The sequence below is a fragment of the Armatimonadota bacterium genome (assembly GCA_013359125.1).
GTDB lineage: Bacteria > Armatimonadota > Fimbriimonadia > Fimbriimonadales > GBS-DC > JABWCR01.
The window spans coordinates 62,087-74,552 of record JABWCR010000020.1; the positions used below are offsets into that span (position 1 = coordinate 62,087).

The following is a 12,466-nucleotide window of genomic DNA, read 5'->3' on the forward strand; positions in this document are numbered from 1 at the left end:
CTCCACACGCGCCGTTTGGTGCGGCGGTATCTTAGCGCTCGCGCCACTTTGCGGCGTTCTTGATCATGGCTTTAGGCGGTTGTTCCACCAATCGATGTACTGCGTCAGGCGATGGATGCGCAGATCGGGCGGGCCGCTTCTCGATAGGCCGTGGCTCGATTCGACCGGATAGCGTACGTAGACGATTTCGACGCCCAATCGTTTCATGGCCGAATACCATTCGTCGGCTTGGCCGATCGGGCATCGCAGGTCGCCCTCGCTGTGCACCAGCAGGTGCGGAGTCTTCACGTTGGCGGCATAGGTCAGCGGCGAGCACTTTCGCAATGTCTCCGTCTCCGACCAGGCATTGCCCGGCCAATATCGGTCGGGAATCTGTGGAAAGTCGCTGCCGCCCGCCATGCTCACCAAGTTGGTTACGACTCGATCCGCGACCGCTGTCTTAAATCGATCGGTGTGGCCAACGATCCAGGTCGTCATATATCCGCCGTAGCTTCCTCCCGCCACGCCCATCCGGTCGGCATCGACGTAAGGCAGGTTGGAGACCCAATCGGTTACTTGCATCAGGTCGTTGTAATCGCGATTGCCCCAATCGCCTTTGATCGCCGAGACGAACGCCTCGCCGTAGCCTTTGCCGCCGCGAGGGTTGGTGTAGACCACCACAAAGCCTTGGGCCGCTGTCGATTGAAACTCGTGAAAGAAGCAGTTGCCGTACATGGCAGACGGGCCGCCATGTATCATCAGAATGGTCGGATACTTCCTGTTCGGGTCGAAATCGGGCGGGCGCATGATCCAGCCGTGCACCGCGACTCCGTCGTCGGCGACCACATGGAACGCCTCGGGGCGCGCCACGTTGACTTCGGACAGAAACGCGCCGTTCAGATCGGTTTGATAAATGGTGTCAAGGCTATTGCCGGCAGGCTTGGCGACCGCTATCTCGTGAGGGGAGACGCTTGTGCCTACTGCGAAGGCGACCGACCCGTTACTTGCGACTGAGAAGCCCGACACATCGTGATCTCCGGGCGTCAGGCAGACATGGCCGCCCTGCAAATCGGACCGATAGATGCGCACGCTGCCCATCTCGCTGAGCAGGAAGTAAACGCTGGCCGAATCGGCGCTCCAAACGACCTTGCTGCCGCCGCCGAACTCGCGCATGTCGGTCAGCGAGTTAACGCCGAGCGAGTTGTCGATCGAGTCGGTATGGCTCTTGGCTTCGCCCGTGCGAAGATTCAACGTCCAGAGTCGGACGTTGCGGATGCCCCAAGAGTCGTCCGGGTATTCGTGTCCGGCATAGGCCAGCGCTTCGCCGTTGGGAGACCAAGCCAAGCCGCCTTTTGGGCCATCCGGAGAGTCGATCTTGGTCGGCTCGCCGCCGTTTGGCGAGACCGTCCAAATGTCGTCAAAACCAGGGTCGGCATAGGGATCGGGCTTGCGATTGGAGATAAAGGCAATCTTCGAACCGTCGGGGCTCCAGGCCAAGTCGCCCTCTTCGTAAAGGTCGCCGTCGGTCAGTTGCTTCGTTTCTCCCGATGCCAGATCGATCACATAGAGATGAAACCGCTGATCGATAAAGTAGCCGTCGCCGTCCAAACGGTAGAAGGTCTTAGTAACCTTCATCGGCGGATTGGAGAGGCCCTTCTTCTTGCGCTCTTCCTTGGCCTCTTCGTTCCATTCGGCAGCCACTGAACGATAGGTAAAGGCGAGCTTGCTGCCATCCGGAGACCATGCGATCTCGGAGATCGCGCCTTCGGCCATCTTGGTTACGGGTTGCGCCTCGCCGCCGTCGGCTTTGATGATGTAGACCTGGCTGCCGGGCTTGTTGCGATTGGAGACAAAAGCAATTTGGCTGGAGTCGGGCGACCAGCGAGGCGACGAATCGCTCCAATCGCCGTTGGTGAAGGCAAAGGTCCGGCCTTCGCGAATCATGAATAGATTGGAGAAGTACTTGTTCTTCTCCGCGTCGATCCGCTTGTTGACAAAGACGACGGCGCTTCCGTCGGGCGCGATGTTGGGGTCGGACGCCAAACGAACTCGGTAAAGGTCTTCGATCGTAATGTTGCGCTTGCTCATTCTCGCTCCTCGTGTTCTGGCTTCATCTGTGGGAAGAATATGACGTCCTTGATCGACTTCGCGCCAGTCAGCAGCATTGCCATTCGGTCCATACCGATGCCCAACCCGCCGGTCGGCGGCATTCCGTGCTCCATAGCGAACAGAAAGTCGCTGTCCAAAGCCTGCGCCTCGTCGTCGCCTGCCGTCCGCAAGCAGGCCTGCGCTTCAAATCGTTCTCGCTGGTCGAGCGGGTCGTTCAGTTCGGAAAACGCGTTCGCCACCTCTAATCCGGCTACATAAGCCTCAAATCGCCGGGTGAAGCCCGGCTGCCCCGGGTCGCGCTTGGCCAGAGGAGAGGTCTCGAGCGGATAGCCGACGACAAACGTCGGTTGGATGAGGTTTGGCTCGACAAACTGCTCCAGCATCTTTTCGATGATCGCCCCGGCGGTGTCGCGCTTTTGGCTGTGAAGCCCGATCCGGTCCGCCGCGCGTCTGGCCGATTCCAGAGTCTGCAGCTCGGACGCTGGCACGCCTGCATACTCCTCGATCAGATCCGTCAGGCGCCGCCGCGGCCATGCAGGGCCAAAATCGATCGCACGGCCGTCAAATTCGATCTGGGTCGAACCGGTCAAACTCTGTGCGACGCCGCGGAAGAGCCGCTCGACCAGGTCCATAATATCCTCTAAGTCGGCATAGGCCTGGTAAAGTTCCAGCATCGTGAACTCGGGGTTGTGGCGCGTCGTAATCCCCTCGTTCCGAAAGACCCGACCAATTTCATAAACCTTATCGATACCGCCCACGATCAGTCGCTTCAGATAGAGTTCTAACGCGATTCGAAGGTGCAGATCGACGTCCATTTCGTTGTGATGGGTGGCAAAGGGTCTAGCGGCGGCGCCGCTCGCCACGGGCTGGAGGATGGGCGTTTCGACCTCGATAAAGCCCTCGTTGTCTAAAAAGCGCCTCACTTCGGAGATCATCCGGCAGCGCCCCATCAGCGCTTGGCGCGATTCGGGATTGGTCAGCAGGTCTAAGTAGCGGTGACGATAACGCTGCTGCACGTCGTGCAGTCCGGCAAAACGCTCATCTCCGCGCTCCTTAGCAAAGGGCACAGGGCGGATCGCCTTGCTCAGAATCGTGTATTCCTGAACGTGCACGGTGATCTCTTCGGTGCGAGTTCGAAAGACGAAACCCTTGACGCCAATGTAATCGCCCACATCGGAGAGCTTGAAAAGCTCGAACTTCTCCCCCAGTTCATCCGACTTCAGATAGATCTGAAGCTTCGATTCGCCATCGAACAAGTGTGCAAATGCGGCCTTGCCCATCAAACGCTCCCACATCAGCCGCCCGGCGACCTGTACCGTCTGACCTTCCAACTGATCGTAATTGGCCGCAATCTCGCCGAGAGCGTGGGATCGCTCGAAACGTTCTATCGCAAAAGGGTCGCACCCCTTTTCTCGCAAATCTTGAAGCTTCCTGAGCCTGGATCGAACTAGCTCGTTCTCGTCCTCAAGGCGCGTTAGCGGGGGATGGTCTCGCATGGGGCTTAGTTTACCTGGCAAAGCGAGTATCATAGGGGCAGGAGGAGACAGGCGATGAACATGAACGAAGCACAAATGCACATGCTGTTCAACCACTTGCCCGTCTTTGGAGTCCTATTCTGCACGCTCTTGCTGCTCTATGGACTGATTCGCAAGAGCGACGAGCTCAAGAAAACCGCATTGGGCGCGCTGGTCGTTGTGGCGCTCCTGACCATCCCTGCCTATCTGACGGGAGAACCGGCCGAGCACATCGTCGAGCATCAGGCGGGCGTCAGCGAGGCGGCCATCCACGATCATGAAGAGATGGCGGAATTAACTATCTGGCCTATGTTCGTATTGGGAGCGCTCTCCCTCTCCGGGCTGACGATCCTGCGCAAGAGGCAAGCGTTTCTCATGCCTTTGATTTTCGCAGGATGCCTCGTCATATCCGGCATGATGGCTTATACCGCTCATTTGGGCGGATTGGTCAATCACCCTGAACTAAGAGGCGAGGCGCAGACAGGCGAACATCGCGAGGATTAAATCTCTGGACGCTCTGCTCGCCCGCATCATCGAGACAAAACTCTCGGAGATCAGAGAGGCCAAAGCCGCCAAGCCTCTCTCGCTCCTATTGGAGCAGGCCGCGTCCCAATCGCCGCCGCTCAGCTTGGGCAAGGCGCTGCAGAATCGCATCGCGCCTCTGGGCCTAATCGCCGAAGTCAAGCGCGCATCGCCCAGCGCAGGCGAGATTAACGCCCGCGTCGATCCCGTCAAACAGGCCGAATCGTATCAAGAGCACGGCGCCAGCGCGATCAGCGTCCTGACCGATCGGGACTACTTTCGAGGCTCTTTGGACGATCTGATCGCGGTCAAACGGGCGGTCTCGATCCCCGTGCTTCGAAAGGAGTTTATTGTCGATCCCTTTCAGATAGCCGAGAGCCGTGCGGCGGGCGCCGACGCCATCTTGCTGATCGTAGCGGCCATGCGGGATCGAGATCAGATGGCGATGCTGATGCAAGAGGCCTCGCGCTTTGGGATGGATTGCTTGATAGAAGCGCACGATGAGGAAGAGTTGGCCTTTGCGCTGGACTGCAAAGCCACGATCATCGGAATCAACAACCGCAACCTTAAAACGTTCGAGGTCTCCTTGGATACAAGCAGACGCCTGTTGCCGTTGTTGCCCCCAGACACGATCAAGATTGCCGAGTCGGGGATCAAGTCGGTATTGGATGCCGTGGCGATGCGCGAGGCAGGCGCCGATGCAATCTTGGTCGGAGAAGCCCTGATGCGCGGCAACCCGTCCGAACTGATTCCCGCCCTGACGCTGATCGCATGACCTGGATCAAGATTTGCGGAGTTCAAGACTTGGAAACGGCGCTCTTTGCCCAAAGCGCCGGCGCGAACGCCATCGGCATCGTGCTCGATCCCGACAGTCCGCGCTCCATGTCGGGACGAGACCTGTCGTGGCTCGCCGAAATAAGCGCAGAAAGGGTGGCGGTCTATCGCCAGCCGCCGATTTCAATCGATTCATCTCTCTTTGACGCCCTCCAGTTCTATCCCGACCAGCCCCCGATCGATCTCCCGTCCGCGCCCCTCATTGTGGGACTTCGAACGCTCGATCCCGTTTGGGTCGAGCGCGCCGACCGCCTCATGTTCGACTCGACCGATCCGGGTTCGGGCATTTTGTCCGATTGGGAGGCCGCTCGCCATTTTGTCGCCCAATCGCCCAAGCCGGTGATTCTTGCCGGCGGGTTAAACTCGGAAAACGTGGAGGAAGCGATTAGGGCGGTTAGACCGTTCGGCGTGGATGTCAGCTCCGGCGTCGAGATTTCGCGCGGAGTCAAAGACCTTCGACTTATCGAGTCGTTCATATCGGCCGCGCAAAAGGGATATAATCAAGCGCCATGAGCAAGACGATCTCTTTACAAACCCTGCAGCAGTGGTTGAGCGAGGGCAAACCGGTCGATGTGATCGATGCCCGCACCGCCGACGATTTTGACGAATGGAGCATTCCGGGCAGCCGCCACGCAGACCTCTTTTACGAGATGAAAGACGGCCGCTTTGACGGCTTCCTAAAGATTGGCATTCCCGCCGACAAGCCGAGCGTGCTGGTCTGCTATGCGGGTCGAACCAGCAGCGATGCGGCCAACTTTCTATGCCAGTGCGGATTCGACGCCTATTCGTTGGAAGGCGGGATGCAGGCTTGGAGCCTGGCGTGGAACAAGGCGGAACTCAAGACGCCCAGCGCCCAAATCGTCCAGATCCGCCGAACCGGAAAAGGTTGCATGAGCTACTTGGTCGTCTCGCAAGGCGAGGCGCTTGTCATCGACCCGGCAATCGGCGTAGAGGATACGCTTTCGTTGCTCGAATCGTACGGCGCTCGCCTCATCGGCATTGCGGATACCCATGTTCATGCCGACCATCTGACCCGCGCCAGACAGTTGAGCGCAAAGACGGGCGCGCCGTTCTATCTCCCTGAAAACAATCGCGTCTCGTTCGAATATACGCCGTTGCCCAAAACGATCAAGGTCGGCGCGACGCACCTTAGCATTCTAAAGACTCCCGGACATACTTGGGAAAGCGTCTGCCTATTGATCGACGGCGAGGCGCTCTTTACCGGCGATACGCTGTTTGTCGATAGCATTGGGCGGCCCGATCTTGCAACCAAGACCGGCGAGAGCGAAGAGCGCGCGAAAGCCCTCTATGCATCCCTGCAGATGCTCAAGGCGCTCCCGGGCGATCCTTGGGTGTTGCCCGCTCACACGGACCATCCCGCGCCGTTCGACGGCCGCCCGATCGCTAAGCGTCTTACAGAAGTTGTCGCAGACGTCTCCTTTCTGAAGATGTCCGAGCCGGAATTCCTCGATACCATCCTCTCGCGCATACCCGCAACCCCTCCGAACCACTTAGAGATCGTGCGGTTGAACGAAGCGGGCGAGTTTCCGTTGGGGGATCCGACCGATTTGGAAGCGGGCGCCAATCGATGCGCGGTCAAATAGATGGAACAACCTCCTTGCGCCAAATTGCGGTCTAAACACGACTACTTCGTTAAAGAGGATCGGTCGGACTATCCGCCAATGCCTCGCATCTACTGGTGTTTGGAGACCATGACCGCGTTCGGCCCGGACGACGATGACGCCAATCCCGATCGATGCGCGCCCGGCCGCGACTGTTATTGCTCTCCCAAGGAACCTCAATAGCCCGCGCCTTTACCGGTTAGCCATAGCCCCTTTGCCGCCGACAATTCAACTGTTCGGAGGTGAGGGATGGAAGAGTTTGATTGGAAGAAATTAGTCGGAATGGACGCCAGCCAAGAGGCCGACGCACCCTATGCGCCGCCAAAGCTCACTGAGTCTACGACCGAAACGGGCGAAGAACTCCCGCTGAACGAAGTCGATTTAGACGATCTGTTGCGCCAAACCGTGGAGAAAGGCGCATCCGACCTGCACCTTTCGGTCGCACTCCCGCCGATGATTCGGCTCAACGGCTCGCTGGCTCCTCTGAACTACGAGAAAGCGAAGCCCGAGCACATTCGCCGGATGGTCTACGATGTGCTGACCGACTCCCAAATCGAGCAGTTCGAGCGCAGTCACGAATTGGACTTTGCCTACTCGGTCGCTGGCACGGCTCGCTTTCGATTCAACGTCTATATGCAGCGCGGCTCGGTCGGCGCCGCCATGCGCGTCATCCCCAGCAAGATTCCGGCCATCGAGGACCTTCGTCTGCCCAAAGTCGTCTTTGACGTTGTCCGCCGCCACAGCGGATTGGTGCTGGTAACGGGGCCGACAGGCTCGGGAAAGAGCACTTCTCTGGCCTGCATGATCGATCTCGTCAATCAGAGCCGAGCCTGCCACATCCTGACCATCGAGGATCCGATCGAATACCTTCACCCGCACAAAAAGGCGATGGTCAACCAGCGCGAACTGCACGCCGACACCGATACGTTTAACAATGCGCTGCGAGCGGTCCTGCGAGAAGACCCCGATGTCATCCTGATCGGCGAGATGCGCGATCTAGAGACGATCCAAGCCGCGCTGACCTTGGCCGAAACAGGGCACTTGGTCTTTGCCACCCTTCACACCCGAAACGCCCCGCAGACCATCGACCGAATCATCGACGTTTTTCCGCCTCACCAGCAAGAGCAGATCCGAGTGCTGCTGGCCAACACGCTCGAGGCGGTCTTCGCGCAACAGCTCATCCCGATGTTGGGCGGAGGTCGAATGGCCGCGATCGAAGTTATGGTCGCCACGCCGGCCATCCGAAACTTGGTGCGCGAAGGCAAGACCCATCAAATCTACTCGGTTATGGAAACGAGTTCGGCCCTGGGCATGCAGACGATGGACAGAACCCTGGCCGATATGCACCACAACGGATACATCAGCGAAGAGGAAGCCTTAATGCGAGCGATCGATAAGGAAAACTTCTCACGCTTGACGAGGGCCGCTTAAAGAAGGCGATTCGGACGCCGAATCCCGGCAGAAGATCGCCGCCAAGAGCGCCAATAATCCCGTTGGCGAGTTAGGATGACCCGCCAACGGATACCCAAAGAACGCCGCAAAGGAAGCGGCGGGAGGGAGCAAGGATGCCACAATTCGCATATGAAGCGGTAGACGCCGCCGGTCGAACCGTGCGCGGTTCGCTGGAAGCCGACACCGAACAACTATTGTTGTCGAAGCTTCACGAGCAACACCTGCACGTGGTGCGCGTCAGCCTGCAGCGCGGCCGCGGCCTCGCGCTGGGACGCCTCAAGCGCGCGGGCAAGCCGAAACTAGCGGCGCTCGTCGTCTTCTCCCGACAGTTTGCGGTCATGGTCGATGCCGGAATACCCATCCTGCGGTGCCTCGACATCCTGCACGGCCAATCGAAGGACGTTTTCCTAAAGGAAGCCATCGATACGGTCCGCCGCGATGTCAAATCGGGCATGACGCTGAACGAGGCGATGGCCAAACACCCCAACTCCTTTAGCAAACTTTACGTCAACATGATTCGCGCCGCCGAACTGGGCGGTATCTTGGATCAGATTCTGGATCGACTAGCCACCTTCTTAGAGAAAGACCTAGAGATACGACAGAAGATCAAATCGGCCATGATGTACCCGGTCTTGGTGCTGATCTTCTCCTTCTTTATGCTCATCGCGCTCTTTATGTTCGTGCTGCCCAAGTTTAAGGAGATTTTCATCAGCATGAACGTGGAGATGCCCGCGATCACCTCGATGCTGTTCAACGCCAGCGACGTGTTCACCAAGATATGGTGGATGGTCGCCATTGCCGGATTTGGCGGCTTCGCGGCGTTCAAATACTATGTCAAGCAGCCCAAAGGACGCTATCAGTACGACTATGCCAAGCTTCGAGCGCCCATCGTCGGCGACCTGATTTTGAAGCTGGCGGTCGCCCGATTCTCCAGAACGTTTGGAACCCTGATCGCCAGCGGCGTGCCGTTGATGCGCACGCTGGAGATCGTGGGAGAGACTTCGGGAAACTCAGTCTTGGCCGGCGCGGTCGATAGCACGCGAGCCAGCCTCAGAGAGGGCCAGCCGCTCAGCGCCCCCTTCGCCGCCACCCGGCTCTTCCCGAGCATGGTGATCCATATGATGGACGTGGGCGAAGAATCGGGACGACTGAGCGACATGCTGATCCGCATCTCCGACTTCTACGAGTCGGAAGTCGATTCATCGATCAAAGGATTGACCTCGATGATCGAACCGATGTTGATCATCTTTATGGGCGTTGTGGTCGGCTTCATCGCCATCTCCGTCATGATGCCCATCTTTAAGCTGGTCAACTCGATCGAATAGAAAACAACCGGGCCGGGGTCTGCCTCGGCCCGATGCATTGACAACCGAAGCGACTAGTTTCGCCCCTGACGGCGGTTGCGCGCATCTTGCACGGAGGCGACATGAGGATAACAAATACGGAAGAACTTGTGGCCGAATACTTGGAGAGCAAAAACGCGGCCCTAAGAGACGCGATCGTCGTTCAATTGAACGGACTGGTGGAGAGCCTAGCCCGAAAGATGAACGGCCTGAACGAGCCGATGGAAGACCTGGTCCAAGAAGGCTACATCGGATTACTGAAGGCGCTGGAAGCCTACGATCCGACCAAAGGCGTGCTGTTCACAACCTACGCCACGCACCTGATCGTGGGACAGATCCGCCATTACTTTAGAGACAAAGGAAAGATCATCAAGGAACCGGCATGGCTGCAAGAGATGAGCCACAAGGTGAACAAGACGGTCCAAGAACTGACCCAGGCCAACGGCCAAGCGCCCACGGTCGAACAGATCGCCGAGCGCGCCGAACTCCCGTGCCACACGGTCGAAGAGGTGTTCCGCACTCGAGACATCTTTAAGGTCGCCTCCCTGGATGCGCCGACCGACGACGACGAGAGCGATCTTGGATTCGACCTCGACAAAGTCAACGGCGATGAGGACAGCACGGTCTCCGTCTCGATCGAAGACCGCATCTTTCTGCAATCCGCCATTCACCGACTAAAGGACATCGAACAGCGCGTGCTGGGCCTCTTCTTCTACGAAGGCCTCAACCAGACCGAAACCGCCAAGCGATTGGGAATCTCCTGCAACTATGTCTCGCACATCCTGCGCAACGCCACCCAAAAACTCCGCCGTATGATGATGGAAGAAGAGCTCCTTGACCAGCAAAAGCGGAGACAGGGTCGAGGCGCCGCGCTGAGCGCCTCCGAACGATCGGTGGACGCGCCCAGCGGTCTCTACTCCAAAGAGTACGCCACCGCCCGACTGGACGAAGAGATCCAGCGTTCGACTCGGTATGGATCGCCTGTCGCAATGGCCATCCTAAGGCTGACGAACTTGGAGCGAGCGCAGTTTGCTATGGGCGGATTGACAGCCAGCGAACTCATGGCCGAGGCCGCCAACGAAGCAAGGTCTGTCGTTAGGAGAGCCGACGTGCTGGCGCGATTTGACGACACATCGCTGATCATCGTGCTGCCTCACGCCGGCCATCATGCGCAACAGGTGGCCGAACGCGCAAAGGAACAGATTGAGGAGTGGCTTGCCAATGTCTTTGAAGCGGCCCCGGGACGACCGACAGCGTCCGTCGGTTGGGCCTCCTTCCCGTTTGACGGCCTGACCGCGAACGAACTGGAACTTGCCGCCCTCGATCGCATTGAGGGCGCAGACGAGCCGATGCCGATGGCGGCCTAAGCGGGTATCATTTGCCGACTATTTTCCAGCCGACGTCGATCGGCTAACTGGAGGACTCATCGATGAGCAAACGCCTGGTTACCTCTGAGAGCGTTACAGAGGGACATCCCGATAAAGTCGCCGACCAGATCAGCGACGCCGTATTGGACGAATGTTTGAGGCAGGACCCGATGGCCCGCGTCGCGCTGGAAGCGCTGCTCACTCGCGGCTTAGTGGTCGTGGCGGGCGAGGTAACGGTTAACGGGCAGATCGACTTTGCCGGCATCGCCCGGCGAGTCGTATCCGGCATCGGCTACACCAGCACAGACGTCGGCATGGACGGCGAAACCTGTGGAGTGGCCGTGGCCGTGCAAAAACAATCCGCGCACATCGCAATGGGCGTCGATACCGGCGGCGCGGGCGACCAAGGCATGATGATCGGCTATGCCTGCAACGAGACCGACCAACTGATGCCCCTGCCCATCATGATCGCCCACCGAATGACCAAGATGCTGGCCGACGTTCGCAAGCAAGAGCCGAACCTCGGCCTTCGACCAGACGGCAAAACGCAGGTCTCCGTCGTCTACGAAGGCGGCACGCCCAAGTCGATCGAGACGGTCGTCGTTTCGACCCAGCACGAGCCGCGACTGGACCAGGCGGCCGTGCGCGACCTCGTCATGTCGCGCATTGTCAACCCCGTGCTTTCCGAATTCTCGCACAAGATCGACATTGTGCCCAAACACATTCATGTCAACCCGACCGGCAAGTTCGAGATCGGCGGCCCGCAGGGCGACACGGGACTGACCGGACGCAAGATTATCGTGGACACCTACGGCGGCATCTGTGGACACGGCGGCGGCGCCTTCAGCGGCAAGGACGCGACCAAAGTCGACCGCTCGGCAGCCTACATCGCGCGCTATATCGCCAAGAACATCGTCGCGGCAGGACTGGCCGACCGAGTGGAGACCCACCTAGCCTACGCGATCGGCGTGGCACAGCCCGTGGCGCTGAATCTAGAGACCTTTGGCACCCACAAAGTAGACCCCGAGCGACTGTCGGCCAAGATTCTCGACGCGTTCGACCTCTCGCCCAAAGGCATCATCGAGCGACTCGATCTGCGCAAGCCTCAGTTCGAGCCGACCGCCAAGAACGGACACTTTGGAAACCCGGCCTTCCGCTGGGAGCAGACCGACGCGGCCGAGATCTTCCGCTCGTTGGCGTAGGCCGTTCCGCCCGCCCGCGATTCGGAACGCTGTGTGGAACGCCAGGCTTCCGCCCGGCCCGGTCTTTCGCCTCGCGGGGACGCTCGGCCTCCCGGATCTTTGGCCTCGCCGTCAAAGCACCGCCGGCCCCCTGGAACCTTCCGCCCGGCCCGGTCTTTCGCCTCGCGGGGACGCTCGGCCTCCCGGATCTTTGCCCTCGCCGTCAAAGTACCGCCGGCGTCCCGCCGGCCCCCTGGAACCTTCCGCCCGGCCCGGTCTTTCGCCTCGCGGGGGACGCTCGGCCTCCCGGATCTTTGGCCTCGCCGTCAAAGTACCGCCGGCCCCCTGGAACCTTCCGCCTGGCCCGGTCTTTCGCCTCGCGGGGACGCTCGGCCTCCCGGATCTTTGGCCTCGCCGTCAAAGTACCGCCGGCGTCCCGCCGGTCCCCTGGAACCTTCCGCCCGGCCCGGTCTTTCGCCTCGCGGGGACGCTCGGCCTCCCGGATCTTTGGCCTCGCCGTCAAAGTACCGCCGGCGTCCCGCC

The 12,466-nt window shown here is 59.5% G+C and carries 10 protein-coding genes; 8 read left to right on the top strand and 2 right to left on the bottom strand.

Going from position 1 to position 12,466, the window contains the following annotated elements:
* Positions 1–63: 63 nt before the first annotated feature.
* Both HUU60_09890 and lysS read right to left on the bottom strand, forming a co-directional pair.
* Positions 64–2,067 (bottom strand): S9 family peptidase, encoded by a 2,004-nt coding sequence (locus HUU60_09890; protein NUL83019.1) that lies wholly within the window; start codon positions 2,065–2,067, stop codon positions 64–66.
* Positions 2,064–3,584 (bottom strand): lysine--tRNA ligase, encoded by a 1,521-nt coding sequence (gene lysS, locus HUU60_09895; protein ID NUL83020.1) that lies wholly within the window; start codon positions 3,582–3,584, stop codon positions 2,064–2,066. The genes HUU60_09890 and lysS overlap by 4 nt, the downstream gene beginning before the upstream one ends.
* Positions 3,585–3,644: 60 nt before the next feature.
* Between lysS and HUU60_09900 the strand changes: the two genes are divergently transcribed.
* From HUU60_09900 to HUU60_09935, 8 genes are all read left to right on the top strand, one after another.
* Positions 3,645–4,106 (top strand): hypothetical protein, encoded by a 462-nt coding sequence (locus HUU60_09900; GenBank protein ID NUL83021.1) that lies wholly within the window; start codon positions 3,645–3,647, stop codon positions 4,104–4,106.
* 4 nt (positions 4,107–4,110) lie between these two features.
* Positions 4,111–4,899 (top strand): indole-3-glycerol phosphate synthase TrpC, encoded by a 789-nt coding sequence (trpC, locus tag HUU60_09905; GenBank protein ID NUL83022.1) that lies wholly within the window; start codon positions 4,111–4,113, stop codon positions 4,897–4,899.
* Positions 4,896–5,471, top strand: coding sequence for a phosphoribosylanthranilate isomerase (locus tag HUU60_09910; protein ID NUL83023.1), 576 nt, complete (start codon positions 4,896–4,898; stop codon positions 5,469–5,471). Before trpC ends, HUU60_09910 begins: the two co-directional genes overlap by 4 nt.
* Positions 5,468–6,562 (top strand): MBL fold metallo-hydrolase, encoded by a 1,095-nt coding sequence (locus HUU60_09915; protein ID NUL83024.1) that lies wholly within the window; start codon positions 5,468–5,470, stop codon positions 6,560–6,562. The genes HUU60_09910 and HUU60_09915 overlap by 4 nt, the downstream gene beginning before the upstream one ends.
* A 300-nt stretch (positions 6,563–6,862) precedes the next feature.
* The gene (locus tag HUU60_09920) at positions 6,863–8,011 is read left to right on the top strand and encodes a type IV pilus twitching motility protein PilT (protein ID NUL83025.1); all 1,149 of its coding nucleotides are present in this window, start codon (positions 6,863–6,865) and stop codon (positions 8,009–8,011) included.
* Positions 8,012–8,145: 134 nt separating this feature from the next.
* On the top strand, positions 8,146–9,357 hold the full coding sequence (locus HUU60_09925) for a type II secretion system F family protein (protein ID NUL83026.1): 1,212 nt from the start codon (positions 8,146–8,148) through the stop codon (positions 9,355–9,357).
* 101 nt (positions 9,358–9,458) lie between these two features.
* Positions 9,459–10,742 (top strand): sigma-70 family RNA polymerase sigma factor, encoded by a 1,284-nt coding sequence (locus HUU60_09930; GenBank protein ID NUL83027.1) that lies wholly within the window; start codon positions 9,459–9,461, stop codon positions 10,740–10,742.
* 62 nt (positions 10,743–10,804) lie between these two features.
* Positions 10,805–11,944, top strand: coding sequence for a methionine adenosyltransferase (locus tag HUU60_09935; protein ID NUL83028.1), 1,140 nt, complete (start codon positions 10,805–10,807; stop codon positions 11,942–11,944).
* The last annotated feature ends 522 nt before the right edge of the window (positions 11,945–12,466 follow it).